The 25,537-nt window shown below is 72.2% G+C and carries 23 protein-coding genes, 1 pseudogene and 1 riboswitch; of the genes and pseudogenes, 15 read left to right on the top strand and 9 right to left on the bottom strand.

The features are described from left to right. Nucleotides 1-58: 58 nt before the first annotated feature. Complete coding sequence (locus ABZ780_RS27755) at nt 59-586, bottom strand: GNAT family N-acetyltransferase (protein WP_357487972.1); 528 nt, start codon at nt 584-586, stop codon at nt 59-61. A gap of 81 nt (nt 587-667) precedes the next feature. Here ABZ780_RS27755 and ABZ780_RS27750 point away from each other — a divergent pair, with 81 nt between their 5' ends. From ABZ780_RS27750 to ABZ780_RS27735, 4 genes are all read left to right on the top strand, one after another. Continuing rightward, nucleotides 668-919: an acyl carrier protein gene (locus tag ABZ780_RS27750; RefSeq protein WP_357005898.1), complete on the top strand. Its 252-nt coding sequence runs from the start codon at nt 668-670 to the stop codon at nt 917-919. Further along, complete coding sequence (locus ABZ780_RS27745) at nt 916-2,262, top strand: AMP-binding protein (protein WP_357487971.1); 1,347 nt, start codon at nt 916-918, stop codon at nt 2,260-2,262. The genes ABZ780_RS27750 and ABZ780_RS27745 overlap by 4 nt, the downstream gene beginning before the upstream one ends. Beyond that, nucleotides 2,255-3,010 (top strand): SDR family NAD(P)-dependent oxidoreductase, encoded by a 756-nt coding sequence (locus ABZ780_RS27740; protein ID WP_357005904.1) that lies wholly within the window; start codon nt 2,255-2,257, stop codon nt 3,008-3,010. Before ABZ780_RS27745 ends, ABZ780_RS27740 begins: the two co-directional genes overlap by 8 nt. 94 nt (nt 3,011-3,104) lie before the next feature. Next, on the top strand, nt 3,105-3,509 hold the full coding sequence (locus tag ABZ780_RS27735) for a hypothetical protein (protein WP_357005906.1): 405 nt from the start codon (nt 3,105-3,107) through the stop codon (nt 3,507-3,509). Nucleotides 3,510-3,576: 67 nt separating this feature from the next. Here the strand turns inward: ABZ780_RS27735 and pseI are convergent, their stop codons facing one another. Together pseI and ABZ780_RS27725 are read right to left on the bottom strand one after the other, a co-directional pair. Continuing rightward, the gene (gene pseI, locus ABZ780_RS27730) at nt 3,577-4,629 is read right to left on the bottom strand and encodes a pseudaminic acid synthase (protein WP_357487970.1); all 1,053 of its coding nucleotides are present in this window, start codon (nt 4,627-4,629) and stop codon (nt 3,577-3,579) included. 424 nt (nt 4,630-5,053) lie between these two features. After that, nucleotides 5,054-6,067: pseudogene (locus ABZ780_RS27725) on the bottom strand (glycosyltransferase); the annotation flags it as partial. A gap of 229 nt (nt 6,068-6,296) precedes the next feature. Here ABZ780_RS27725 and ABZ780_RS27720 point away from each other — a divergent pair. The 5 genes from ABZ780_RS27720 to ABZ780_RS27700 all read left to right on the top strand — a co-directional run bounded on the left by ABZ780_RS27720 (nt 6,297) and on the right by ABZ780_RS27700 (nt 11,321). Further along, nucleotides 6,297-7,523, top strand: a complete 1,227-nt coding sequence (locus tag ABZ780_RS27720) for an acyltransferase (protein WP_357487969.1) — start codon at nt 6,297-6,299, stop codon at nt 7,521-7,523. Nucleotides 7,524-7,616: 93 nt separating this feature from the next. Next, on the top strand, nt 7,617-8,024 hold the full coding sequence (locus tag ABZ780_RS27715; protein WP_357487968.1) for a hypothetical protein: 408 nt from the start codon (nt 7,617-7,619) through the stop codon (nt 8,022-8,024). Nucleotides 8,025-8,178: 154 nt separating this feature from the next. Continuing rightward, the gene (locus ABZ780_RS27710; RefSeq protein WP_357487967.1) at nt 8,179-8,940 is read left to right on the top strand and encodes a hypothetical protein; all 762 of its coding nucleotides are present in this window, start codon (nt 8,179-8,181) and stop codon (nt 8,938-8,940) included. Nucleotides 8,941-9,226: 286 nt separating this feature from the next. Then, nucleotides 9,227-9,368, top strand: a riboswitch (cyclic di-AMP (ydaO/yuaA leader). A gap of 245 nt (nt 9,369-9,613) precedes the next feature. Beyond that, the gene (locus tag ABZ780_RS27705) at nt 9,614-10,450 is read left to right on the top strand and encodes a C39 family peptidase (protein WP_357487966.1); all 837 of its coding nucleotides are present in this window, start codon (nt 9,614-9,616) and stop codon (nt 10,448-10,450) included. A 124-nt stretch (nt 10,451-10,574) separates the two neighbouring features. Further along, nucleotides 10,575-11,321, top strand: a complete 747-nt coding sequence (locus ABZ780_RS27700) for an alpha/beta hydrolase (RefSeq protein ID WP_357005923.1) — start codon at nt 10,575-10,577, stop codon at nt 11,319-11,321. A gap of 8 nt (nt 11,322-11,329) precedes the next feature. Here the strand turns inward: ABZ780_RS27700 and ABZ780_RS27695 are convergent, their stop codons facing one another. From ABZ780_RS27695 to ABZ780_RS27680, 4 genes are all read right to left on the bottom strand, one after another. Then, nucleotides 11,330-13,015 carry a CDP-glycerol glycerophosphotransferase family protein gene (locus ABZ780_RS27695; RefSeq protein ID WP_357487965.1) on the bottom strand — a complete coding sequence of 562 codons (1,686 nt, stop codon included), beginning with the start codon at nt 13,013-13,015 and terminating at the stop codon, nt 11,330-11,332. Between the two features lie 39 nt (nt 13,016-13,054). Beyond that, complete coding sequence (locus ABZ780_RS27690) at nt 13,055-14,575, bottom strand: bifunctional cytidylyltransferase/SDR family oxidoreductase (RefSeq protein WP_357487964.1); 1,521 nt, start codon at nt 14,573-14,575, stop codon at nt 13,055-13,057. 146 nt (nt 14,576-14,721) lie between these two features. Beyond that, nucleotides 14,722-15,540 (bottom strand): ABC transporter ATP-binding protein, encoded by an 819-nt coding sequence (locus ABZ780_RS27685; RefSeq protein ID WP_357487963.1) that lies wholly within the window; start codon nt 15,538-15,540, stop codon nt 14,722-14,724. Continuing rightward, entirely contained in the window at nt 15,533-16,429 is an 897-nt protein-coding gene (locus ABZ780_RS27680) for an ABC transporter permease (protein ID WP_357005935.1), read from the bottom strand. The genes ABZ780_RS27685 and ABZ780_RS27680 overlap by 8 nt, the downstream gene beginning before the upstream one ends. 178 nt (nt 16,430-16,607) lie before the next feature. Between ABZ780_RS27680 and ABZ780_RS27675 the strand changes: the two genes are divergently transcribed. From ABZ780_RS27675 to ABZ780_RS27665, 3 genes are all read left to right on the top strand, one after another. Then, the gene (locus tag ABZ780_RS27675) at nt 16,608-17,249 is read left to right on the top strand and encodes a TetR/AcrR family transcriptional regulator (RefSeq protein WP_357487962.1); all 642 of its coding nucleotides are present in this window, start codon (nt 16,608-16,610) and stop codon (nt 17,247-17,249) included. Nucleotides 17,250-17,387: 138 nt separating this feature from the next. Further along, entirely contained in the window at nt 17,388-19,484 is a 2,097-nt protein-coding gene (locus tag ABZ780_RS27670) for a DUF6077 domain-containing protein (RefSeq protein WP_357487961.1), read from the top strand. Between the two features lie 247 nt (nt 19,485-19,731). Further along, nucleotides 19,732-21,495, top strand: coding sequence for a CDP-glycerol glycerophosphotransferase family protein (locus tag ABZ780_RS27665; RefSeq protein WP_357005943.1), 1,764 nt, complete (start codon nt 19,732-19,734; stop codon nt 21,493-21,495). Between the two features lie 58 nt (nt 21,496-21,553). On the opposite strand, the gene ABZ780_RS27660 is transcribed toward ABZ780_RS27665, so the two are convergent. Beyond that, entirely contained in the window at nt 21,554-21,895 is a 342-nt protein-coding gene (locus tag ABZ780_RS27660; protein ID WP_357487960.1) for a DUF952 domain-containing protein, read from the bottom strand. Between the two features lie 101 nt (nt 21,896-21,996). On the opposite strand from ABZ780_RS27660, the gene ABZ780_RS27655 reads away from it, so the two are divergent. From ABZ780_RS27655 to ABZ780_RS27645, 3 genes are all read left to right on the top strand, one after another. Further along, entirely contained in the window at nt 21,997-22,308 is a 312-nt protein-coding gene (locus ABZ780_RS27655) for a hypothetical protein (RefSeq protein ID WP_357005949.1), read from the top strand. An 86-nt stretch (nt 22,309-22,394) separates the two neighbouring features. Next, entirely contained in the window at nt 22,395-23,051 is a 657-nt protein-coding gene (locus tag ABZ780_RS27650; protein WP_357487959.1) for a response regulator transcription factor, read from the top strand. A gap of 9 nt (nt 23,052-23,060) precedes the next feature. After that, nucleotides 23,061-24,497 (top strand): HAMP domain-containing sensor histidine kinase, encoded by a 1,437-nt coding sequence (locus tag ABZ780_RS27645; protein ID WP_357005955.1) that lies wholly within the window; start codon nt 23,061-23,063, stop codon nt 24,495-24,497. A 10-nt stretch (nt 24,498-24,507) separates the two neighbouring features. Here ABZ780_RS27645 and ABZ780_RS27640 read toward each other — a convergent pair whose 3' ends face one another. Continuing rightward, nucleotides 24,508-25,404: a TAXI family TRAP transporter solute-binding subunit gene (locus ABZ780_RS27640; protein WP_357006796.1), complete on the bottom strand. Its 897-nt coding sequence runs from the start codon at nt 25,402-25,404 to the stop codon at nt 24,508-24,510. Between the last annotated feature and the right edge of the window lie 133 nt (nt 25,405-25,537).

Here is a 25,537-nt window from a genome sequence, read left to right as displayed (position 1 = left end):
CACCCGGGGCATCGGCGGTTAATGGTGCTCGACAATCGTGGGAAATAGCCGGCGGCAATCAGCGTTGACGGCGGTCGGCCCGGGCCAGCGAAATCGGGATGACGGTGATTTCCCGACCGTCGGACGACTCCTGTCGCGGCGTGCCTTCGACGAATCGGAAACGCCGGTTCATCTGCCGTACGACGGTGTTGTGCGCGAGCACCTCCCCGTCGAGTCGATCCAGGTGCAACCCGTCGAAGGCGTACTCCACGGCCTCCCGCATGACCGCCAGCCAGGCGGGCAGCGTCTCGCCCCGCTCGGCCAGCCCGTCGGCGTCCAGGTAGAAGCCCCAGGCGCCGGTGCGGGGGCCGTCCAACCGCAGGTCGAAGAAGGTGACCACGCCGCAGGGCAGGTCGTCGCGGACGTACACCAGAACCCGCCGCGACGGATCGTCGCGCACCGCCGACCACCACCGGGCGTGCTCGTCGGAGGTGATTTCGTGGCTGGTCTTGCTGACCTGACGATTGGTTTCCTGATTACGCCAGGACAACATCAGATGAACGTCGTCCGCCGTCGCTTCGCGCAGCACGCGCCTCTCGCTTTCCATCTGTTCACGTCCGGTCGGAGGCACCTTACCGGGCGCACCGGCAAATCGAATATCCATTCGCTGGGTTGTAGACTCCGGCGCATGAACGAATTGAGTCGCGCGCAGATCCGCGACCTCATGGCTCAGGTGTTGAAGAACCAGGACAAGGAGTTGCCCGCCGACGACGCGGCGCAACTGCGGGAGATCGGTTTCCGCTCGCTGGACTTCTCCGAGCTGGCCCTGCGGGTGGAGGACGAGACGGGGGAGGAGCTCAACTTCGACGCCCCCGGCCTACGGCGCATCGCCACCGTCTCCGACGTCCTCGACTTCCTCGTCGAGCTCCAGCAGCAGTGAGGGTCGCGCCCGCCCACCCGGCCTCCGCGCGCCCGGAACCGGCCGGCGTTGACAACCGGCTCGTCGTCGGTGACGCCCCGCTGACCTGGCGGACGCTGCCGACGCCGGTCCTGCCCGACCCCGCCGCGGTGCTGGCGCACAGCGCCGGGCACGCGCTCGCCGCCGCCCGGCAGCACGCCACGCACGGCACCGAGCTGCTGCTCAGCACCGCGAGCCGGGTCGACGCGGCGATGCGCTCGGAGCTGCTGGACGCCGGCTTCACCGTCACCCTCGTCGACGACGACGGCGTGCACCCCAGCGCGCCGCCCCGACCGCGGGCCGCCGAGCCCGGCCGGCTCTGGCTGCTGACCTCCGGCTCGACCGGTCGCCCGAAGCGGGTCGGGCACACCCTCGACACGCTCACCACCGTGCGGGGCGACCAGCCGTCCCGGACCTGGCTGTGCCCGTACGCCCCCGGCACGTACGCCTGGTGGCAGGTGGTGACCCTGTCGCTCACCCAGCCCGGTCAGCACCTGGTCGTGGTCGAACCAGACGAGCTGGACGACTGGCCGGCCGTCGCCGCCGCCCACGGGGTCGACGCCGCGTCCGGCACCCCGACCTTCTGGCGGCGCACGCTCTACCGGGACGCCGACGCGCTCGCCCGGGTGCCGCTGCGGCAGATCACCCTCGGCGGCGAGCCGGTGGACCAAGCGATCCTGGACCGACTGCGGGAGGTCTTCCCCACCGCGCGGATCTCCTGGATCTACGCGTCCTCCGAGGTGGGGGCGTCCATCGTGGTGCACGACGGGCGGGCCGGGTTCCCGGTCGAGTGGCTGGGGCGGGAAACCCCGGGCCGACCCACCCTCACCGTCCACGACGACGAACTGGTCGTCACCTCCCCGCACCACGGGGCTGGGCTGGCCGGCCCGATCCGCACCGGCGACCGGGTGCAGGTGATCGACGGCCGGGTGCTGATCACCGGCCGCTTGGACTCCGACGAGATCAACGTCGGCGGCAGCAAGGTCTCCGCCGGTGTGGTCCGTGGCGTGCTGACCGGGCACCCCGGGGTCGCCTGGGCCCGGGTGACCGGCCGTCGGGCTCCGGTGCTCGGCGCGATGGTGGTCGCCGACGTGGTCCTCACTCCCGCCGGCGGTTCCTCCGCCTCGGCCGATGGCCCTGCCGGTGGTTCCTCTGCCTCGGCCGGTGGTCCCGCTTCTTTGGCCGACCGCTTCGCCGCTGGCGTGCCGGACGAGGCCGCGCTGGTCCGCTGGTGCGCCGACCGGCTGCCCGAGCATGCGGTGCCCCGCCGGATCCGTGTGCTGACCGAGATTCCCGTCAAGGAGACCCTGAAGAGCGATGTCTGACCTCGCCGACACCCCACTCGTACCGCCCAGCTCCGTGGTCCTCGTCTCCGGCGGCTCACGAGGGCTGGGCCTGGCCATCGTCACCGACCTGCTCGACGCGGGCGTACGGGTGGCCGCGTTCGCCCGTACCGTCACGCCGGAGCTGGAGAAGCTCGCCGCCGAGCACCCCGACCGGGTGCACGTCGGCTCGGTCGACGTCACCGACCTGCGTACCGCCCAGGGCTTCGTCCGCGAGGTGGAGCAGCGACTCGGCCCGATCGACGGCATCGTCAACAACGCGGCCATCGGGCAGGACTCCCTGCACGTGCACACCGCCACCGACGACATCGCCCGGATCATCGAGACCAACCTGACCGCGCCGCTGCAACTGACCCGGCTCGTGGTCCGGCGGATGCTCGGCAAGGGCCTGCGAGGGCGGATCGTCAACATCACCTCGATCTGCGCGCAGCGCGGCTTCCCGGGCCTGGTCGCGTACTCCGCCACCAAGGGCGGCATGGACGCCGCCACCCGGTCGCTCGCCCGGGAACTCGGCGGCCGGATGCTGGTCAACGCGGTCGCCCCCGGCTTCTTCGCCTCGGAGATGTCCGCCGTGCTCGGCCCGACCCAGCTCGACCAGATCGTGCGCCGCACGCCGACCGGTCACCTGACCGAGCCGGCGGAGGTCGTGCCCGTCGTGCGGATGCTGCTCCGCGAGCACACCAACATCAACGGCCAGGTCATCGTGGTGGACGGTGCCGCCTCCATCTGACCCGCGCCGGGATCGGCCGGAAGCGGCCGGGCCGATGTCTCTCGCCGTCCCGGCCGCACTGTCGCGCCCGAGCGGTGCTGGTGGGCCGCGTCCCGTGCCGGGACTGCTGGCCGCCGCCGAACGGCACCTGCGTATCGGCCCCGCGGCCGCGCTGGCCGACGCGGTGACCCGCAGCTATCTCGACGACGGCCGTTGCGTTGGCTGGTACGGCCCGCCAGCGCCCGGGTGGCGGGTGGCGATCGATGCGGAGCGCGCTGAGGCCCCGGTGCCCCCGGCACTTGCCCGTCGGTTCGGTGCCGGGGACTTCTGGGCCCGGTGGACTCGGGCCGAGTGCTGCTGCAAGCTTGCCGACGTGCCGGTGGTTGCCTGGTGGCGCCGCTACGGCCTGGGCACACCGTCCGACGGGGCGGCGATCTGGCGAACCCTGCGGCTGGCCGACCTAGTGGTCACGGTCGGCTTCGCCCCCGACACACCCTCCCCGCGATCTTGCACTTACTGACTCCGAATCGCGGCTTACACGCCTTTCGCCCGGGCAGTAAGTGCAAGATCGCCGAAGAGGGCAGCGGTTAGATCTGGTTCCAGCTCAGGGGGGTGCCGCGGGGGACGTTGGTGGTGAAGGTGCGGCCCAGCACCCGCTCGATCTCGACCGGGGCGAGCCCGCCCGCCGGCCGGATCGACCGGACGTTCTCCGCCGTCACCGTCTCGCCGGCCCGGACGTCTTCGACGACATACAGCGAACGGCGGAACCGTAGCCCCTCCCGCTCGGCGGGGGTCGGGCCGATCGCGGTGCCGCCCAGCGCCGCGTACGCCCGGCCGGACTCGGCGATCAGGGCCGTCAGCTCGGCCGGGTTCAGCGAGAAGTCCGAGTCCACGCCGCCGTCGGCCCGGTCCAGGGTTACGTGCTTCTCGATGAAGCAGGCGCCGAGGGCGACCGAGGCGACCGCCACGCCGATGCCGGGCGTGTGGTCGGAGAGCCCGACCGGCACGTCGAAGGCGCCCGCCAGCACCGGCAGCCGGCGCAGGTTGCTGTCGGCGGGCGGCGCCGGGTAGGACGCGGTGCAGGCCAGCAGCACGATGCCCGCCGCGCCGCCGTCCCGGGCGGTCCGTACGGCGGCGTCGATCTCGGCCACCGTCGCCATCCCGGTGGAGATCACCATCGGCTTGCCGGTACTGGCCACCAGCTGGATCAGCGGCAGGTCGACCAACTCCGACGAGGCGATCTTGTAGGCCGGCGCGTCCAGCGACTCCAGCAGCTCCACCGCGGTCGCGTCGAACGGTGACGAGAAGACCGTCAGACCACGTTCGCGGGCGCGCTCGAAGATCGGGGCATGCCACTCGTACGGGGTGTGCGCCCGCTCGTAGAGGCGGTACAGGTTCTCGCCGCCCCACAGCTCGTGACCGCTGGAGATGCGGAATGCCGGCGTGTCGACGTCGATCGTGATCGTGTCCGGGCGGTACGTCTGGAGTTTGAGGGCGTGCGCCCCGCTCTCGGCCACCGCGTCGACGATGGCCAGCGCCCGGCCCAGGTCGCCGTTGTGGTTGCCGGACATCTCGGCGACCACGAAGGGTCGCTCCCCGGAACCGACCGCGTGCGGTCCGATCTTGATTGTCGCCGTCATCCCGACCTCTGCTCAGGTACCCGCACCAGGGTGCGGTGGTGCTGTTGTCGTCCGCCCGGCGGGCGGACGACCTGGAAAACCAGGGCACCGGGAGCCGACACGGCTCCCGGCATGGCGTGGGGTGCTGTGCGGACGATCACGGCAGGCGGCACCCGGCCAGCGCATCAGCGTGGCCCGCCGATTCAACGCCGGCAGCGTGCTCAGCGACGGACCTGTGCGCGGCGTCAGACCTGTGCTCGGCAATGGACCTGTGCGCGGCCTCGGACCTGTGCTCGGCAATGGACCTGTGCGCGGCGTCGGACCTGTGCCCGGGATCAGGCTCGCCTGCGCTGTCGGCCGGTCGGCCCGGGTCCTCGTCGGCGGAGGCCGAGGCCGAGCCGCCGCCGCTGTGGTCGGTGCCGCCGGTTGCGCCCGACCGGCGCAGCCGGCCCGCGACTCGGTGCGCCTGGCGCAGCGCCGAGTACGCCAACCAGTCGCCGCGCCCGACAAGCCGGTGCTTGAGCCCGGTCACCCCGGAGGGCATCGGGTAGCCGCCGGTGGGCAGGTAGCGGCGGTAGTGCTCGGCGACCCGGTGGAAGAAGGCCCGCCGCAGGTGTGGGTGCAGCCGGTCGTCGTTGCCGACCACAACGAGGTAGTGGCTGATCATCAGCTGGAACAACTCGGCCCTCAGGCCCTCGTCCGGGTGCCGCCGGCTGACCCAGTCCATCAGTCGCTCGTACTGGGCGAACGCGTCGAAGTGCCGGCCGCTGCGGGTGGAGGTGATCGCGCCCTGCCGACCCTGCCGGTACAGGTAGCAGACCCGGTCCAGCACCGAGATCTTCTCCGCGCCGATCAGCAGCGGATGGCTGAACGGGATGTCCTCGTACCAGCCGGGAAAGAAGCGCAGCTCCAACTCGTCGAGGAACGCCCGGCGGACCACCTTGTTCCACGCGGTGTGCTGCACCCGCAGCAGGTGCGGCTGGTCGGCGAGCCGGGCGACGCCCGACACCCCGCGCAGCAGGTGGCTGCTCGCGTCGACCTCCCGTCGACCGTCCTCGTGCACCCGCAGGTGGTCGAGCATCAGGACGTCGGGCTGGTGCTCGCGCAGCCGGTCCAGCACCGCCCCGACCGTGCCGGGGGGAAGCCAGTCGTCGCTGTCGACGAACCAGACGTACCGGCCGGTGGCCTCGTCGAGGCCGGCGTTGCGGGCCAGGCCCAGGCCCACGTTGCTGGTCAGGTGCACGACCCGGACGCCGTCGCGCCCGGCGGCGTACGAGCGCAGCATCGCGCCGCAGCCGTCCGGCGAGGCGTCGTCGACGGCGATCAGCTCGACCGCGTCCGACTCGCCCGCCGGGATGTCGGCCCGGATCGATTCGAGGCACTGGTACAGGTACGCCTCGACACCGTAGACCGGCACGACGATGCTCAGCAGCGGTGCGTGCGTCGGCTCATTGACCACGTCGCCACCTTTGACGACGAGAGTGGCCAGTCCCGGAACCTGACGTGGCTGTGGAAGGTGAAATTCCTGAACTCCGGCGAAGCGGAAGGTTAACAACGGCCGCCCGGTTCACCCGGGAGTGACCCGGTAAGGTGCCCCGGTGCGGCCCTTCCGGGCCGTCGCGTCGTTTGACGCGCCCCGGGGAGGAGACATACGTGCTGGTGACCCTGCGGAGCGTCGGGACCCCGGCATGACGAGCACCGCTGACGCCTCGGCGGTTGCGCCCGCACCCGCCGTGGCGCGGCTTCCCTCGCTGACCGGGCTGCGGTGGATCGCCGCGCTGCTGGTGTTCGGCTTCCATGCAGGCACCATGCGGATCATCGCCGAGCCGGACTACAAGGCAGTGGTCGACGGGGTGTTCGCCCTCGGCCTGTCGGGGGTGCAGTTCTTCTTCATCCTCAGTGGCTTCGTGCTGGTCTGGTCGGCCCGCCCGGGCGACTCGCGGCGAACCTTCTGGCGGCGGCGGGTCGCCAAGATCTATCCGAACCACCTGGTGCTGTGGGCGGCGGCGCTGCTGGTCGCCTGGTGGTTCGCCGATCCGGTGCTGCCGGCGGCGGCCCTGGAGAACCTGCTGCTGTTGCAGGCCTGGGACCCCCGGCCGGGCTGGTTCTACAGCATCAACACGGTGAGCTGGTCGCTCTCCTGCGAGTTCTTCTTCTACCTCTGCCTGCCGCTGGCGCTGCCACTGCTGCGCCGGGCCCGTCCGTCGACGCTCTGGGTGCTGGTCGTCGCGCTGCCGCTGGTGATCCTCGCGCTCTGGCCGGCGCAGCAGTTGGTGCCGGAGGTCAGTCGGTGGTGGTTCACCCAGATCTTCCCGCCGGTGCGGTCGCTGGAGTTCTGGCTGGGTGCGGTGGCGGCCGAGTTGATGCGCCGGGGGCTGTGGCGTGGTCCCGGCCTGACGACGGCCACCGTCATCTTCGTGGCGACCTGGGTGGCCGCCTCGCAGTGGATCCGCGCCGAACTGTGGACCACCCTGCTCGCGGTCGCGTACCTGCTGGTGATCACCGCCGCCGCGGACGCGGATGTGCGGTCCCGGCGTTCGCCGTGGCGGTCCCGCCCGCTGGTCTGGCTCGGCGAGGTCTCCTTCGCCTTCTACCTGGTGCATGTGCTGGTGATGACGAGCGTGCTGCGCTGGAGCGGGGACTGGGGGACCGGCTTCCGTGGCTGGCGTGGCCCGGCGGTGGTGCTCGGGTTCCTGGTGGTGAGCCTGGTTCTTGCCGGGTTGCTGCACCGCTTCGTCGAGACGCCGCTGATGCGCCGGCTCGCGCCGCGCCGCGCGGCCCGACCGGCGGCCGTCCCCCGGCAACGGACCGGCGACGCCGAGGCCGCTGGCAGTGAGGCCGTTGGCGGCGAGGCCCGTGGCAGCGGAGGCACCGACAAGCCCGACGAGCGATCGACGTACGCCGACTCGCGCTGACGGGGTCCATCCTGGTCGGACGCGGTCGGCGCGGCGTGGGTCGACACGCCCGGTGCCGATGCGCCCGATCGGGGCCGGCGGTAGCGTGGGACCGTGCTTCCGGTCGCCCTCACCTGTCCCCTGTGGTGGGTGGCGCGTTGGGCGACACGGGTGCTGACCGGCCTCGCCGTCGTCGCCGCCCTCGCGCTGGGCGCGGGCACCTCACCGGGTGCGCCGTCGACGGCGGCCGCCGGGGCGTCGACGGTCGCCGTCGGGTCGGCCGTGTCGTCGTACCGGCCCGCCTCGGTGGTCGGCGTCGGGCACCCGGCCTCCGCCGCCGAGATCACGGCCGACGAGGCCGGCTCGGTGCGCGCGACCGACCCCCAGCCGGCACCGCCCGGCGGCGAGGGTGCCCTGCCCGCCGCCGCGGTCGGGCTGCTGCCGGTGGGCCCGGCCGCCGACCGGTTGCCCCGCGCCGACGACCCGGCCAGCGCGGGTCCTCGCGCCCCACCCGGGCGCTGAGCCCTCGGGACGCCCGTCCCGAGCCCTGCGGGACGCCCGTCCCGCCACCGCACCTGTCGACACACCGCTCCGCACCCCGCCAACCCGTGGCCCGCCCTGGCCCGGACGGTCGTGCGGCTTCCCATCGCAACGCTCTCTTGCCGAGGTGCCGACCATGGAGACCGTCGTCTTCTACCAGTTCCTGACCGAGGTGCCGCAGGCCGCCGCCATCTGGTCGGCCCTGCTCCTGCTGGCGCTGACCGTGCTCGCCGTCCTGGTCGCCCGTCCCGAGCGGGACACCCCGGCGGTCGACCCGGCGCCCACCGCCCGGGAGTTGGCCGCCGCCGAGGCCGCAGACCTGCGCCGGTACGCCGAGGAGGTGGCCGTCGCCGCGGCCGGCGCGGCGCAGACCGCCCGCCGTCGGCGCGCCGACTGGCTGACCGCTCAGGAGCAGGTGGAGCAGGCCTGGATCAGGTACGACGAGGCGGACGCCGCCGCCCGTCGGTTCGCGGGCGCCGGGGCGCTGCCCACCCCGCGTACGCCCCGCACGCCCACCGAGTACGCGGCCCGGGAGCGCTACCTGCACCAGGCGGCGATGGCGGCGCACTGGCGGGGAGACCTGGCCATGCGGCAGCTCAGCGACGTGTTCGGCCACCGGCACGGTTGGGATCCGCGCCGGCACCCGGTGGAGCAGGAGGCGCTGCTCCACCGGGCGATCCGCAACGCGAGGCGGGCCGACTACGAGGTCGCCGCCGCGCGGGAACGGTTGGCGTGGCGCGACGCCGAGTTGGCCGCGTCCTCGGCGCGTGCCCTGGCCGACGAGGCGTACGCGGCGGCGGCTCGGCTGCGGCCGACCCGGGCGATGCCCCGCCGAACCGTGCGGGTGGCGGCCCTTCCGGCTGCTGCGGCGCGCTGGCGTCCGGCCCGGGTGGGCTGAACGCCCCGAATATTCGGTGAGCCCGGTCACACCTTCCGGAAACCGGGCGGCTGACGCGTTCGGCCGGATTGTTCGCGCGGATGTGTCGGCATTGTCGACGACCTGTCCGCTTGTCGACCTGAGGTGCCGCCGTAACCGCTCGTCCCATCGAGTCACGTCAGTGGCAATACGCCCAGAAATTGTCGCGCCGCCTGAGGTTTACGCAGCTGAACCAGGCTTGGCAGGGTTCAGGCCGGCCAGTAGTGTCGTCCCGTCCGGTGCGGTAATCGATCGCAAGTGGCGACGCCGCGCTGACCCGCTCAATCGTGATCAACGAACCGGGGACCCACCAGTAAGTCCGGGGTGAATCCGCGAGCCACGGCCCGCGGTAGGGCGATCTTCCCGCCCGAATCCGTCAGCTAACCCGGTAGGCGGTGTCGGAAGGAGTTCCATCCTCATGCAGCACCCCTGCACCCCTCGGCCATTCCTCCGCCTTCACGGCGTAGCGGTACCCGCGCTTGTCCGTCTCGTGACGGTGAGCTGACCCCCCCCGGGTCACCGCCTTTCCCGCCCGGCCGTGCCGGGCGTTCCCCTGAGCGGTTCACCATCCGCGGACCACGGTCCGCGCGCTGGCGCCTGCCCGAATATCGGGCTGCCCCGGTGTGCCGCTCTCCCCCCGAACCGTGGAGGAACCGTGAAGCACACCCTGCAGCGTCAGCTGCGTCGTCTCGCCACCGAACGTCCGTACCAGATCGCCGCCGCCTCCGTCGCGGCCCTCGCCATCGCGACCACCACCGGCACCCTGGTTGCCGGCGGCGATGACGCCCCGGCCAGCCAGCACACCGCGACAACGGTCGCCGAGATGCGCAGCGACACCGCCGCCTCCCGCAGCGAGGCCCGCGTCGCGTCCCCCTCGGCCAGCGCCGCCCCGAGCACTGCCGCCCCGTCCGCCAGCGCCGCGTCGCCCGCCGCCAAGGCCAGCAGCGACCCGGACGTGACCGTCAAGAAGGCGGCACCGAAGCCACCCGCCACCAAGGTGCTCGACTACGACTACCAGGTGCAGAACACGTACTACAACTGCGGCCCGGCGGCGACCCGCAACGCCCTCAGCGCCGCCGGCATCAACCGCACCCAGAATCAGCTGGGCGCCGAGCTGGGCACCACCGAGATGGGCACCAACTCGGCCCTGGACACCACCCGGGTGCTCAACGCCGAGGTCAAGGGCTCTCCGTACCAGACCCGGATGTTCGCCGGCTCGCCCAGCCCGGCCCAGATGGACCGCCTCCAGGCTGATGTCGTCACCGCGATCACCGACGGTCGCGGCGTGGTGGCCAACGTGGCCGGGGACGCCGTCGACACCAACGGCGGCTGGCACTCCTACGGCGGCGGGCACTACGTCGCGGTGGTGGGCTACAAGGACGACGGCCGTACCGTCCGGATCGCCGACTCGGCCGACGCGGCAAACGCCGAGTACTGGATGACCACGATCGACCTGGCCAACTGGATCGCCACCCGGGGCTACTCCGCCTGACCCAGGTGGAGTCCGAAGACGCCGCGGGCGCCGACCCCCACGAGGGGCCGGCGCCCGCGGCGTCTTCGTCGATGCCGGGGCGACGGCTCTCGTCGCGGGCTGCGAACCGTGGGAGACTGCGGCCGTGGTGGATGAATCGGGTGGTCACGCCGACCGTAGGCCGGTCCTGCTTCTGCTGCACGGCATGGGGGCGACAGGTGACGTCTGGCTGCCCTGGGCTCCACTGTTGGAGCAGCACTGGCCCGGGCGGTGGCTGGCACCCGACCTCGCCGGCCATGGCTGGTCGGCCCCGCTGCCGTCGTACTCCTTCAGCGGTTTCGCCCAGCGGGTCGCCCAGGCTCTGGCGCCCGGCGACCGCATCGTGGTGCTCGGGCACTCGCTGGGTGGGGTGGTCGGCCTGGCGCTGGCCGCCCGCGCGGCCGGGACGCCGGTGGACGCCGTGGTCGGGTTGGGCATCAAGGCCGTCTGGTCACCGGACGAGCTGACCCGCGCCGTCGACCTCGCCGCCCGCCCGGTCAGCTGGTTCGCCAGCCGCGCCGAGGCGGCCCGCCGCTATCTGCGGGTCGCCGGCCTGGCCGGCCTGGTCCCGCCGGACGATCCGATGGTGGACGCCGGCCTGCGCCAGGTCGACGGTCGGTGGCGCCTCGCGATGGACACGAGCGCGTTCGCCGTCGGCGAGCCCGATCTCGCCGCGCTGCTGGCGGCGACCGACGTGCCGGTGGTGCTGGCGCGCGGCGAGCACGACCCGATGGTCACCGACGCGCAGCTCAAGGAGTACGGCGTGCCGGTCGCCACGCTGCCCGGGCTCGGGCACAACGCGCACGTGGAGGACCCGGCGGCCGTGCTGGCGCTGCTGGACGCGTACCGCTGAGCGGTGGGTCAGGTCAGGGGAGTGAGCTGCGCCGGCCGTTCGGTCGCCTGGTGCGTCGGCGCCAGCTCCCGGCGGGCGGCGGTCAGGAACGCCTCGGCGTACGCGTCGGCGGGGAAGTCGCCCAGGTAGCGTCGGCGGGTGGCCCAGCGCGCCTCGGCGAGCGGGTCGGTGTCGAGCAGCGAGGTCAGCACCTCGACCGCGTTCGACATGTCCCGCCGCAGCACGTAGCCCGACCCGGCCAGCGGGAAGTTCTCGGTGAACCGGTCGCCCTCGTCGCCCATGTCGGTGACCGCGTACGGCTTGCCGGAGTAGAGGTAATCCGAGATCACCCCTGACACGTCGGAGATCAGGGCGTCGGAGCGGTTGACGCACTCGGTCAGGCTCAGCTCCCGGGCTGCCGCGCCGACCACGTGCTGCCGCCCGGTGCGGCCCCGGTCGGCGACCAGCAGTTCGGTGAGCCGGCCCAGCTGACGGGCCGAGGTCGGGTTCTGCGCGGTGTAGGGGTGGGCCCGCAGGATCACCGTCGCGCCGCGCTCCAGCAGCCGCCGCAGCAGCTCCTCGGCCACCGGCAGCGAGCAGTAGTCGGCGTCGGCGTGGTGCCCGGTCCAGGTCGGCGTGTACAGCACCGTGGGGTGGGCCAGCCCGGTCGCCGGCTCGGGGCGTACCTCGATCGACTCGACCTGGGGTCGGCCCACCACGACGAACTTCTCCGCCGGGATCTGCACCCCTGCGCGGGCGTACCGGTCGATCGCCGCCGGACCGGCCACGAAGATCCGGTCGAAGATTCCCGACACCGGGTTGGCGCTGGGCGCCTTGTCGCTGTCGCCGTGGTGCAGCTGCACGTGGGTGAGCTGGGTGAACCGGATGCAGTGGCTGTTCTTCGCGCCATGGTTGACGTAGAAGGCCACCCGCAGGCTCGGCACCAGCGCGTCGTCCATGGCCCGCAGGGTGGGGCAGTAGACGACCGGCGCGCTGGTGGCCGCGGCGATCGGCGCGAGGAACTCCGGCTCTCGCACCATGACCATGAACGGGCGGCCGATCCGCTCCAGGTACGGCAGCCACATGGTGACCTGGTACTCGGAGCCGGGCGGCGCGGAGAAGTGGAGCAGGAACTCCGGCTGGTGCCGACGCAGCGCGCGGGCGACCGGGCCGCCGCCGCTGCTCGGCCGGAACCGTCGCCGGGCCAGGTCCAGCGCGACGGCACCGGCGCCAGCGCCCACGAGCAGGCTGGCGGCCAGTGCGACGGTGGCGGGCAGGGTGAGCGCGGCGGCCAGGGCCACGGCGGCGAGCAACCCGAGCAGGCCCACACCGAGTTGACCGGCGATCAGCGGGGTCCAGGTCCGTACCGGCAGGTTGGCCGCCCGGATCTCCAGGTTGCCGGCGGCGCGCAGCGGCCCCACCAGCAGCACCAGCCCCAGCAGGACCAGCGCGGTGGCGACCAGCGCCAGGTCGACCCCGTCGTCCAGGCGCCGGGAGTAGCCGACCAGCACGGCGGCGGCGATCAGCGCGGTCTCGGCGACGAGGTCGGCGCCGGGCCGGATCCGCTGTTCGGCGGCGGCCGCGACCAGCGCGGCGATGGCCAGCGCCAGCCCCCATCCGGTGGCACCGGTCAGCGCCACCACGACGAACGCCAGTACGGCCAAGCCGACGCTCAGGCACCGAGCGGCCAGCTTTCGGATCAGGTCACCACGCATGCCGCTCCGTTCGCCGCCGTCCCGCTTCCGGTGCCCGCGTCAGCTCGCGGCGATCGTGCCGGCCGACACCTCGACCCGCCCCGACCCGGGCTGGGCCGGCACGGTGGCCTGCGTCGGCCCGTCGCCAGGCGCCCGGCGTACGTCGATGACCTGGCCGGTCAGGTCGGACACGAGCACGTCGAGCGACGACTGGGCGACGGCCTCCGCGGCGAGCAGGGTGTGCTCCGGCTCCTCGCCGAAGGCCCGCGTCCGCATCGGGGTGGCCGTCCGCTCCGGGTTGATGCAGTTGACGCGGACGCCGACGTCGGCCCACTCGTCGGCGAGCGCCTGGGTCAGGTTGACCAGGGCGGCCTTGGTGGCCGAGTAGAGCGCGTAGCGAGCCCGACCCCGGGTGTACGAGCTGGACGTGTAGAGCAGCAGCTGACCCTTGGTCTGCTGGAGGTAGGGCAGGGCCTGGCGGGCGATGGTGACCGGGCCGACGAAGTTGACCTGCAGGAGCCGGTCCATCGTCTCCTCGTCCATCTCGGCCAGGGCGCCCCGCTCCAGGATCCCGGCGGTGACCACCACGTGGTCGATCCGGCCGGTGGCCTCGAAGGCGGTCTTCAGGGCGGCCTCGACGTCCTCGGCGCGCTCCACGTGGGTGCCGGTGGTGGAGCGGCTGAACGGGAAGACCTGGGCGCCGTAGCGCCGGGCCAGCTCGGTCAGCTCGTGGCCGATGCCGTAGCTGCCGCCGAACACCACGATGGTGCGCCCGGTCAGCTCCTCGGTGTAGCTGCGGTGGTCGGTCAGCCGGGGCGCCTGCGCCGCGGCGAGCTGGAAGAGCTTGTCCGCCAGGTGTACGTCGACCGGGTGCGTGACCTTGATGTTCTCGTCCGAGCCGTCGATCACCTTGATCGGGGTGCCCGGCAGGTAGCGCAGGACCACGCCGCAGTCGTCGGTGGCGGCGAAGTCGGGGTCACCTTCGGCGAACCGGTACGCCTCGCGGATGGTGGGGGAGCGGAACGCCTGCGGGGTCTGGCCGCGCCGCAGCCGGGAGCGCACCGGGATGTCGGTGATGCAGTCGTTCTCGTCCACCTGGATGATCGTGTCCGCGGACGGGATGGCCACGTCCACGGCGTCGTAGGTCCAGAGCGCGTTGACGCACTCGCGGACGATCCGGCCGCTGAGCAGCGGGCGTACCGCGTCGTGGAAGAGGATGTTGCAGTCGGCCGGGCCGACCGCGTCCAGGGCGATCCGGGTGGTCGCGTTGCGGGTGTCGCCGCCCTCGATCACCTTGGTGACCTTGCGCAGGCCGGCCTTCTCGACGATCTGCTGGGCGTCCTCGACGTGGCCGGTGGCCATCAGCACGATGATCTCGTCGATCTCCGGTGCGGCCTCGAAGACCGCCAGGGTGTGCTCGATGATCGGCTTGCCGGCGATCTTCAGCAGCTGCTTGGGGATGCCGAGGCCCAGCCGGGTCCCGGTGCCGCCAGCCAGCACCACGGCCACTGTCCGTGAGGGCCGCCACGGCACGGGAGTCTCCGGTGTGGCGTCCGGGCCAGTGGTCTGGTCCTGCGTCATTGCCGGATCCTCACTCTCTCCGAATGCGTTAACGGAAGGTTCCGCCCGAGCGGCGACGGAATGAACCTTAACGCGCGGGCCGCGCCGCCCCAACGTGGGCGACGCGGCCCATGGCACCGTGTCGATGCCGGAGGTTCGCCGGCACCTTACTTGCTGTTCGCGTACGCCTCGTATTCGCGGATGACCTCGTCGGTGGGGCCGTCCATCCGAATGACGCCCGATTCCAGCCAGATCGTCCGCTCGCAGGTGTCGCGCACCGAGGAGAGCTGGTGACTGACCAGGAACACCGTGCCGGCGCCCTCGCGCAGCTCCCGCACCCGCTGCTCGCTGCGCTTGCGGAAGCCCTTGTCGCCGGTGGCGAGCGCCTCGTCGATGAGCAGTACGTCGTGCTTCTTGGCGGCGGCGATGGAGAACCGCAGCCGGGCCGCCATGCCGGACGAGTACGTCCGCATCGGCAGGCTGGCGAAGTCACCCCGCTCGTTGATCCCGGAGAAGTCGATGATCCCCTCGGCCTGCTTGGCGACCTCGTCGGGATGCATGCCCATGGCCAGGCAGCCCAGGACGACGTTGCGCTCACCCGACAGGTCGTTGAGCAGCGCCGCGTTCACGCCCAGCAGAGACGGCTGCCCCTGCGTGTGGATCGCGCCCCGGTTGACCGGCAGCAGACCGGCGATGGCCCGCAGGATGGTGGACTTGCCGGAGCCGTTACTGCCGATCAGCCCGATCGCCTCGCCCCGGTACGCGGTGAACGAGACACCCTTGACCGCGTGCACCTCCCGGACGTTCGGCGCGTTGGTGCGCTTGACCAGCCGACGCAGCGCGGCCACCGGCGTGGTGCCACCGCCAGCGCCCTGGTGCACCCGGTAGATGATGTGCGCGTCGTCCACCACCACGGTCGGGATGCGCTCCCGCGCCGGGGTCAGTGTCGCGGTCGCCTCGCTGGAGGCCCCGATGTGCTCAACCACGGCCGTACTCCTGTTCGCCGCGCCAGAAGTAGATGAAGCCACCGATCCCGGCCGCCACCGCCCAACCCGCCGCGACCAGCCAGAGCTGGGTCAGCGACTCGTTGAGCAACGGCGGTTCGTCGAGCAGCGCGTAGCGGGCCAGCTCGATGTAGACCAGCAGCGGGTTGTACTGGACCAGCGTCGCCGCCCAGCCGGGCAGCCGCGCGAAGAGGCTGACGCTGTAGAGCACGCCGGAGCCGTACATCCAGGTACGCATGAGGAACGGCATGACCTGCTTGAGGTCGCTCGCCTTGGAGCCCAGCCGGGCGACGAACAGCACCACGCCGGCGTTGAACACCGCCTGGAGCAGCAGGGCCGGCACCAGCATCAGCCACTTCCAGGTGATCGGCTCGCCGGTGACCAGCACGATCCCGATCAGCACCACCATCGAGGCCAGCAGTTGCTGGAACTGGGTCACCGTGGTGGACAGCGGCAGGCTGGCCCGGGGGAAGTGCAGGGCCCGGATCAGCCCGAGGTTGCCGCTGATCGACTGGGTGCCCGCCAGCACGGCGCTCTGGGTGAAGTTGAAGATGAAGAGCCCGGTGGTCAGGTAGCCGATGAAGTTCGGGATCCGGTCGTTCTGCCCCAGCACCACCCCGAAGATCAGGTAGTAGACGGCAGCGTTGGTCAGCGGGGTGAGCACCTGCCAGAGCTGGCCCAGCTTGGCATTGCTGTACGAGGCGACCAGCTTGGCATTGGCGTACGCGGCGACGAAGTGCCGGTAGGCCCACAGTCGGCGGCTGTACTCGACCAGAGAGGGGCGCTCACCAGCGACCCGCAGTCCGTGTCGAGCGGCCAGCTGCGCCTGGGTCAGGCCCGTGTCGGGGTCGACCAGCGCGGTGGTGGCCATGGAAATGGCGCTCCGATCTTTCGTGCAGACGGGTGGCTCGCGACGATGGAATCCTAGTGGGAAGTGTGCGCGGGGCGCCGCCTCGTCGCTGCGAGGACAGTAGTCCGAAACACGTCGGGACGCAACCGTACCGTCGTTGCGCTACGCTGATGGGCGTGACCTGCGAGAAGAGATCCTGGTGACGACCGAGAAGCGGCGCGCCCCGGCCGGTGCGGCGGTGCTGCGCGGCGAGATCACCACGGCCATCCGGCGCGCGCTGATGCAGGAGCTCGCCGCGGTCGGCTACGGCCGGCTCTCCATCGAGGCGGTGGCCCGGCGGGCCGGCGTCAGCAAGACGGCGATCTACCGGCGGTGGAGCTCCAAGCTCGACCTGGTGGTGGAGATCGTCGCCGCGGCGGCGCACGGCAAGCTGCCGGTGCTGGACACCGGCACCCTGCGCGGCGACCTCGCGCTGCTGTTCCAGGCGGTGGCGCACGCGCTGCGCCACCCCCTCGCGTCGCAGATCATCCCGGACCTGCTGGCCGAGGCCGCCCGCAACCCGGCCATCGACCAGACCCTGCGTCAGGTGCTGCACGCCCGGCAGCAGGAGATCGGCGGTCGCCTGGTCACTCGTGCCGTGCAGCGCGGCGAGTTGCCCGCCGACACCGACCCGGACGCCGCCGTCGACCTCATCGTCGGCCCGCTCTACTGGCGGCTCGCCATCGCCCGGCTGCCGCTCACCGACAGCTACCTGGACAACCTGGTCGAATCCGTGGCCGTCGCGCTCGGCGCGAGCAGCGCGGTCGTCACCCGCCAACGTGACGCCTCGGTGGTTAGTTGACGATCTCGTGACGACTCGGACGAGGTGTCGTCGAGACCGATTCCGCTAGGCTGGCCCCCGCCGTGGCGGTGCCCTGCTTCGCCACCCATATCTGATTAAAGTTTCGCGAACTCGTTCGTATGACGACAAGGACCTCTTGTGCCCAACGTCGAACACGTCGCCGTCGCGCCTACCCCGACAGGCGCCGGGCCGGAGCCGGAGCAGAGCCGCGCCAACGAACCTCGGCCAACCCCCGGAGCGCGGCTGCGCGCCCTCGTGGCTGCGGCCCCGGTGCTGGTGACCGACGCGGGTGTGGTGGCGTTCGCGCTCTGGACCGTCCTCTACCACCTGGCCTTCCTGTTCGGCCTGGCCCCGTCGACGACGTTCCTGGTTTGGGCCGGCTCCTGTGTCGTCGCGCTCGCGGGATGGCTGTGGTGGCGCCGCCGGGCACGCCCGGCGTCCGCCGCCGGTCCCGCCGATCAGGAGGCCGTCGGGAGCGTCGCCCCGGCGTATCCGCGTCCCCTGCTCGCCCTGGTGGTCGGCGCGGGCATCGTCGCCGCCGTCACGGCGGGGTTGACCACCGTCGACGACGGCGTCGGCGAAGGCATCCCGTGGTGGATCCCGGGTGGCTTCGGGGCCCTCGCCGGCGCGGGGGCACTGTTCCTCGCCCGGCGTCGCTGGCTCACCACGCCGGTCGGCGCTGCACCGGCCGCCGCCGCGACCCCGCTCTCGTCGGCGTACGCCCTGATCGTCGCCGTGCTGGCCGCGATCTCCGGGCTCTTCTTCGCCCGCAACTCCGTCGACGACGCCTTCTTCGTTGGTAAGTCGGTCTGGGTGGCCGAACGCGACCAGGTGCCGCTGCGCGACTTCCTGTTCACCGACGGCGTCGCACCCGCGATGAACTCCCAGCCGCCGGTGCCGTCGATCGAGGTCTTCTACGGCGCCTTCGCCCACGTCTTCGGCCTGCACGCCGCCTCCGCCACGTGGTACATCGTGGTGCCGCTCATGTCCGTGCTGGCGGTGCTCGCCCTGTGGCGGCTGGTGCAACGCTGGGCGCCGCGCCGCGCCGTGCTCGCCTTCACCGTTGCCGTGGCCTACCTCTACCTGGTCGCCGGCCAGGACGCGGCCCTCGGCACCTTCCACCTGACGAGGCTGCACCAGGGCAAGACCATGTTCGTGGCGGCGGTGGTGCCGCTGATGTGGGTCTACCTGACCGAGTGGTTCGACTCGCGGTCCCGTCGCGGGCTGGTTCTCATCGCCGCGCTCTCCATCGTGGCCACCGGCCTCAGCACCACCTCCGCCATCGTCCTTCCCCTGCTGGTCGGCGGCGCGGCGTTCGCGATGATGGTGGTCGGCCGCTGGCGGGACGCGATCGTGGCCGGTGCGGCGGCGCTGGTCTACCCCATCGGCGCGACCATCTGGTCGCGGCTCAACGCCGGCCCCATCACCGAGAACGCGGCAGCGGCCTTCTACGACGCCGAGATCACCTACCGGCGGACCATCCTTTTCGGTGTGCTCGGCGTGATCGGTGGCCTGGCCCTGTGGCTCGGCCCCCTGATCGCCCGCCGACGGACGCCCCAACTGCTCGTCGCGGGTAGCACGCTGGCGATGAGCGTGCTGCTCTTCCCCGGCGTCCTTGAGGTGATCAACAGCCTGACCGGCATCGGCGTCGTGCTCTGGCGGATGCCGTGGATGTTCGCCCTCCCGGCGGTGATCGGCATCCTCTGCACCGTCGAGCTGCCGCGCCTGCGGGTGTTCGGCAGCGTCGCGATCGCGGTGGCGCTGGTCGCCGGCTTCGCCCTCGTCGGCACGCCGATGTGGTCGCCGAAGAGTTACGTGACGGTGCACGACCAGCCGGTCTGGAAGCTGCCTCAACAGCGCAAGTCGATCGTCTTCTGGATGACCCAGCTCGACCGGCCCGACGGCGTGGTGCTGGCACCGTCCACCCTGATGCACACCGCTCCGATGGTGACCAGCAGGATGCGGGTGGTCAGCCCCAACGACCGTTACCTGCCTGACTACGGCATCGACACGCCGTTCGCTCAGGACCGGCTGAAGTTGGCCGCGCTCGCCAACGGCAGGGACGGCCTCGCGCCGACGCCCGAGCTGGCCGCGGCGGTCGAGCGGCTCGACGTCACCACGATCTGCGTCTACTCGAGCAACCAGGTGGCCCGGGATCTGGCTCCGCAGTTGGGCTTCGAGCAGTTCGCCACTCGCAAGCGGCCGGGAGCGATGACCTGTTTCCGGCGCGGATGAGAGCCCGTACCCGGCCCTTGTGCAGCACGAACGGCGAGGTACGTCGAACGCCGAACGGGTAGCGAGTTTTGACCGGTTGGGGCATTGATACCCGAGCGGCACCTCGTTGTCGTCTCGCGTTAAGGTCGCAGGTGTACGAAGCGGCACCTCGGGGGACCGGGCCGCGACTCCTCGACCACCCCCGTCCGGTGCTGCCGTGACGACCTCGGGCCCTGCCCGTAAACGATCTAGTAGGGGAGCGAACTCGTTGTTCGGCACGTTGACAGGACGCCTCGGAGTGGCCGCTTACAGCGCGTTGCTGGTGCTGGCCTACCTGGTCATGCTCATCGCCGGCGTATTCGGCTGGATCGGCCTGTTCGCCGTCGCCGGCCTGGCCGCCATCATCGGCGAGTTCGCCGTCGCCCGCTGGTCACCGCCGTCGCAGCTGCTCCTGGAGAAGGTCGGTCTGCACTGGTCGTACCGGCAGCTGACCCGGGACCTCGCTGCCGTGTTGCTGGTCGCCGCCGAGGTGCGGCTCAGCGGCGGTGAGCTGACCCTGCTGCTGGTGCTGCCGGCGGCGGTGTGGGTCGTGTCGGTCTTCGCCGGGGCGTTCTCCACCATGATCGAGCGTCGCAACCCGCTCTCCGCCATGGTGCGCAACATCGAACTGGGGCCGCTGCGCGCCGCCCCCGAGCCGCCGGCCTGGGCGGCGGCGGTCGCCGGGGACCGGATGCCCCTGCTCAACCTGCTGCTGGTGCCGGCCGCCGTGGCCGCTGCCGTGCAGCACGATCCGACGCCGTTCTTCGTCGCCGGCGCGGTGGCGGTCGTGGCGACCGGTGTGGTGGGTGCCATCGTCGCGCTGACCTGGCTGCGGGGTCGGGGCCAGGGCGTGGGGCAGGGCCCGGTGCTGTCCGCCGTTCAGCGGTGGCTGGACACCTACCGGCCCGAGGTGGCGCTCTACTTCGCCGGCCCCGCCAAGGACGTCTACCAGGCGAACATGTGGCTCGCACCGACCGAGGCGCTCCAGCAGCGCGCGGTGGTGCTGCTGCGCAGCAAGGAGGCGTTCCTGGAGTTGGCCGACACCCGGCTGCCGGTGATCTGCGTACCGGCCGGGGTCGACTTCATGAACCTCGAACTCAGCGGCGTCCGCGCGGCGCTCTACGCCGCCAACGTCGGCGCGAACATCCACATGCTCCGCGAGCCGAGCACGAAGCACATCTTCGTCGGGCACGGTGACAGCGACAAGCAGGCCAGCGTCAACCCCTACAGCAAGGTGTACGACGAGGTCTGGGTCGCCGGTCTGGCCGGCCGGGAGCGTTACGCCCGGGCCGGGGTGGGTGTGCTCGACTCGGACATCGTCGAGATCGGTCGGCCGCAGCTCGCCGGGGTGCACACCTTCGGCGCCGAGTCGGTGGATCGTCCGTTCACCGTGCTCTACGCCCCCACCTGGGAGGGCTGGCTCGACGACGACCCCTACCACACCTCGCTGGTGCTGATGGGTGAGCGGATCGTCAAGGGGCTGCTCGCCACGAACCCCCGGTTGCGCCTGATCTACAAGCCGCACCCGCTCACCGGGTCGCGGTCCAGGGCGGCCAGGGTGGCGCACGAGCGGTTGGTGACGGCCATCCGCGCCGCCGGAGGCAACACGGACGCGTCCTCTCTGGACGGCACCGCGCATCTAGTGGTCACCGGCCGTACGCCGGCGCTGTTCGACTGCTTCAACCAGACCGACCTGCTGATCAGCGACGTGTCCAGTGTGGTCTCCGACTTCGTGCAGAGCCAGCGGCCGTACGTGGTGGCCAACCCGGCCGGCCTCTCGGAGGACGACTTCCGCCGCGAGTACCCGACGGCTCGGGCCGCGTACCTGCTCTCCAAGGACTGCGGTGAGCTGGAGAAGATCGTGACGGTGACCCGGGCTGGCGACGACCCGATGACCGACGCTCGCCGGGAGCTGAAGACCTACCTGCTCGGCCCCGCCGAGGCCAACCCGATGGACCGGTTCCAGGAGGAGATCGCCCGCCTCTGCCGCTGACCCTCGCGTGCGCCGACCCGCGCCCGGCCCGACACCCGTCGGACCGGGCGCGGTCGTGTCAGCCGAGCAGGGCGGCCACCGCGTCGGCCACCGGAGTGTCCGCCGGCAACGCCTGCGCCGCCACCACCACCGCCGTCACCGGCAGCGGGCCGTACACGTGCGGGAACAGTTGGCCGCCGCGCGACGGCTCCCAGCGCAGCGCGTCGCCCAGCGACTGCTCGTCGACGCTGAGCAGGGTGAGCCCGGTGGCGCCGGTGAAGTGCCGCCGGGCCGTCTCCACCACCTGGTCGACGGCGGAGAGGTGGATGAAACCGTCCTGCCGGTCCACCGCCGAGCCGGTGAAGCTGCCGGCGGCACGGGCATCGTCCCACTCGACGGTCGGCAACAGCTTGTAGATCACCTCCGCAGCCTACGTCGACCGGCACGCGTTTCGGCCGTACCGCCGCCGACGCCGGTCGCGGCCCGGCATGCTCAGGTGGAGCGGCCGTGGAGGGATGGACGATGGCGAGCTACGACGACGACTGGACCGACAGCCAGCGCGCACTGTACGACGAGTGCTACCGGGCCGGCGGCGAGTGGGCCGAGGACCCGGACACCCCGTCCGACGACGTGCAGCATGTGATCAATCTCGCCGAGGCGGACGACGACGCCTTCAACGACGCGGAGATCGACTATCCGCCCCTGGTCGACGCGGTCACCCAGGCCAGCGGGGTCGACGTCACAAGCGTGCCGGCCCGCCACGACGACCCGGGTTTCCGGGGCTTCGCCGACGGCGTCCGGGACGCCGTCGCCGACGACGTCTTCGGTCTGTAGTCCGAGACGACGGGAGGCGGCGCTCCCGCCCGCAACACCCTTCTGCCACCATTCGCAGGACGACGCTGCGACGGACGGGGGCACGGGTGCGAATCCTGCTGGTGGAGGACGACCGCCGGGTGGCCGCCGCGCTCTCGTCCGCTCTCACCCGCCGTGGGTACGAGGTCGAGCACGCGGCCACCGTCGCCGCCGCGCTCTCCGCCGCCCCGTGCGACCTGGTGCTGCTCGACCTGACCCTGCCCGACGGGGACGGCACCGACCTGTGCCGGGAGCTGCGTCGGCGCAGCAGCCACCTCGGCATCATCGCGGTGACGGCGCGGGGCGAGGAACGCGACCGGGTGCTCGGCCTGCGCCTGGGCGCCGACGACTACGTGGTCAAGCCGTTCTCGATGGTGGAGTTGCAGGCGCGGATCGAGGCGGTGCTGCGCCGGGCCGCGAACGCCGCGCCCCAGCGGCACCTGATCGAGGCGGGAACGGTGCGTATCGACGTGGCCGCCCGCATGGTGACTGTCGACGGCCGCGCGGTCACGTTGACCCGCAAGGAGTTCGACGTGCTGCTGTCGCTGGCCCGGCAGCCCGGCGTGGCGGTGCCCCGCGACCGGATCCTCCTCGACGCCTGGGGCACCACCTGGGCCGACCGGCACACCGTCGAGGTGCACGTCGGGTCGCTGCGCGGCAAGCTGGGTGACCCGCGCCTGGTGGAGACCGTACGCGGGGTCGGCTACCGGCTGCGCGATGCGTGAGGGGCTGTCGTGCGCCGTCGACTGGTGATCAGCTATCTGCTGTTGATGGTGCTCGTCCTCGTCGCGCTGGAGACCCCACTCGCGATCACCCTGGCCAGCAGCGAGACCGAGCGGGTACGCGCCGACCGGCTCGCCGACGCCACCCGGTTCGCCTCGCTGGCCGGGCCGGCGCTGCGCGGCGGTGTGCCGGGCCCGATCGAGGCCGAGCTGCGCAGCTACGACGAGCTGTACGGGATCGGCGCGGCTGTCGTCGACCGGGAGCGGGGCATCGTGGTCGACTCGACGAGTTGGGAGTCCACCGGTACGGCCGCGGTCCTGGACACCGCGCTGTCCGGACAGCAGACCACCGCCCCCGAGTCGGTCTGGCCCTGGTCGGCCGGCCCGGTGGTGGTGGCGGTGCCGATCAACGACGGCGGCGAGGTGCTCGGCGCGGTGGTGATCGTGTCGTCGGCCGACGACATTCGCCGGGCCGTCGTCGCCTGGTGGTTGCTGCTGGCACTGGCCGGCCTGCTCGTCGTGCTGGCGTGCGTGCTGACGGCGTTCGGGCTGGCCGGTTGGGTGCTGCGCCCGGTCACCGAGCTGGACGCGGTCACCCACGAGATCGCCGAGGGTGACCGGGGTGCCCGGGTGCAGCATCGGCTCGGTCCGCCGGAGCTGCGTCGGCTCGCGGCGAGCTTCAACCACATGGCCGACGTGGTGTCCGACGTGATGGACCGGCAGCGGGCGTTCGTCGCGCACGCCAGCCACCAGTTGCGTAACCCGCTCACCGCGTTGCGACTGCGGGTGGAGGAGCTGGGGCCCAGCCTCACCGACCCGGACGGGCGCGCCGAGCACCGGCTGGCGTTGGAGGAGACCGACCGGCTGGCGCTGGTGCTCGACGCCCTGCTCACCCTGGCCCGGGCCGAACGTGAGGAGAACGAGCGGATCACCGTGGATGCCGCCGCGGTGGCCGCGTCCCGGGTGGCGGCGTGGGCGCCGCTGGCCCGGCACCGGTCTGTCGCGCTGCGGCTCGCCACGAGCGATGCCCCGGCGTACGCCCGGACCGTGCCGACCGCCGTCGACCAGGCGCTGGACGCCCTGATCGACAACGCGGTGAAGTTCAGTGGGGCCGGCGCGACGGTGACGGTGACGGTGGCCCGCCACGACGACGGGGTGGCCCTGGAGGTGCGCGACACCGGCCCGGGGATGACCGAGAGGCAGCTCGGTCAGGCCACCGAGCGGTTCTGGCGGGCGCCGGACGCGCAGAACGTCGACGGCGCCGGGCTCGGCCTGACCATCGTCGCGGTGCTGGTGGACGCGTCCGACGGTCGGCTCACCATGCGCGCCGGACAGCCGCGCGGGCTGGTCGCCGGCCTGTGGTTCCCGGCGCCCCCACCCGATGCGGCGGCGGGCCCGGTGGACGACGAGGACCGGGCCGTCGACCTGCGGCCCACCCTGGCGCGGTAGCGGCCGGGCGTCAGGGTTTCGCGGCCCGGTACCAGGCGGCGGCCCCGGGGTGCAGCGACAACGGTGCGGTGACGATCGCCGACCGGGGGCTCATCCGTCCGGCCGCCGGATGCGCCGCGGCCAGCTCGGCCCGCCGTTCCATCAGCAGCCGGGTCACGTCCCGCACCAGCGAGTCCGGCAGGTCGGGCCGGACGATCAGGTAGTTCGGATTGGCCACCGTGGTCATGGGGCTCACGCCGTACACCGAGCGGGGGATGTCTCGGGAGACGTAGACCTGGCCGTAGCGGGCGCGCAGCGGCTCGGTCCAGTCACCGAGGTCCACGATCCGGGTGGCGCTCTGCAGGGTCAGCTCCTCGATGGCGAGGACCGGCAGGCCGCCGGAGAAGAAGAACGCGTCGATGCGCCCGGAGAGCAGCGCGGCCACCGAGTCGTCCAACCCGAGCCGCGCCCGGTGTACCTCGTCCCTGCCGAGCTGGGCCACGTCCAGCAGCCGGGTGGCGGTGATCTCGGTGCCGGAGCCGGGCGCGCCCACCGAGACCCGCCGGCCGCGCAGATCGTCGATAGTGCGGATTGGCCCGCCGCCGATCGCGACCAGGTGCAGTTGGTCGTCGTACACCCGAGCGACCGCGTCCACCGTCTGGACAGCCGTCGTGCTGGCGGGCAGCACGTCGGCCTGGGTGAAGCCCAGCTCGGCCGCACCGGAGCCGACCAGGCGCACGTTCTCCGCCGAGGCGGCGGTGACCACCACGCTGGCGCGTACCCCGGGCAGTTCCCGGTTGAGGATGGCCGCCAGGGACTGCCCGAACGCGTAGTAGACGGCGGTGGGACTGCCCGTGGCGATCCGGATCACCACCGGCTCGGCCCGGGCGTCCCGGCAGCCGGCGGTGAGGAGGGCCGCGACCAGCATCAGCGCGGCCGCGCTGGCACGGTGCTGACCGAACCGGCCCGACGAGGTACGACTCACGCGGTGCACTGTGCGCTGTCGGAGTGGCGGTGCGCAAGCTCGTCTCGGCCGTGGGCCGTCGCGCCGCGCGGCGCGA

It is taken from the genome of Micromonospora sp. NPDC047467 (assembly GCF_040643095.1).
Classification (GTDB): domain Bacteria; phylum Actinomycetota; class Actinomycetes; order Mycobacteriales; family Micromonosporaceae; genus Micromonospora.
The sequence above is the reverse complement of the archived record's forward strand: the minus strand, read 5'-3'. Positions and strand labels throughout refer to the sequence as shown.

Bases quoted from the DNA above. Each gene is read 5' to 3' on its own strand.
- ABZ780_RS27755 (WP_357487972.1), bottom strand. From the start codon at position 586: ATGGAAAGCGAGAGGCGCGTGCTGCGCGAAGCGACGGCGGACGACGTT.
- ABZ780_RS27750 (WP_357005898.1), top strand. From the start codon at position 668: ATGAACGAATTGAGTCGCGCGCAGATCCGCGACCTCATGGCTCAGGTG.
- ABZ780_RS27740 (WP_357005904.1), top strand. From the start codon at position 2,255: ATGTCTGACCTCGCCGACACCCCACTCGTACCGCCCAGCTCCGTGGTC.
- pseI (WP_357487970.1), bottom strand. From the start codon at position 4,629: ATGACGGCGACAATCAAGATCGGACCGCACGCGGTCGGTTCCGGGGAG.
- ABZ780_RS27720 (WP_357487969.1), top strand. From the start codon at position 6,297: ATGACGAGCACCGCTGACGCCTCGGCGGTTGCGCCCGCACCCGCCGTG.
- ABZ780_RS27710 (WP_357487967.1), top strand. From the start codon at position 8,179: ATGGAGACCGTCGTCTTCTACCAGTTCCTGACCGAGGTGCCGCAGGCC.
- ABZ780_RS27695 (WP_357487965.1), bottom strand. From the start codon at position 13,015: ATGCGTGGTGACCTGATCCGAAAGCTGGCCGCTCGGTGCCTGAGCGTC.
- ABZ780_RS27690 (WP_357487964.1), bottom strand. From the start codon at position 14,575: ATGACGCAGGACCAGACCACTGGCCCGGACGCCACACCGGAGACTCCC.
- ABZ780_RS27680 (WP_357005935.1), bottom strand. From the start codon at position 16,429: ATGGCCACCACCGCGCTGGTCGACCCCGACACGGGCCTGACCCAGGCG.
- ABZ780_RS27655 (WP_357005949.1), top strand. From the start codon at position 21,997: ATGGCGAGCTACGACGACGACTGGACCGACAGCCAGCGCGCACTGTAC.
- ABZ780_RS27640 (WP_357006796.1), bottom strand. From the start codon at position 25,404: ATGCTGGTCGCGGCCCTCCTCACCGCCGGCTGCCGGGACGCCCGGGCC.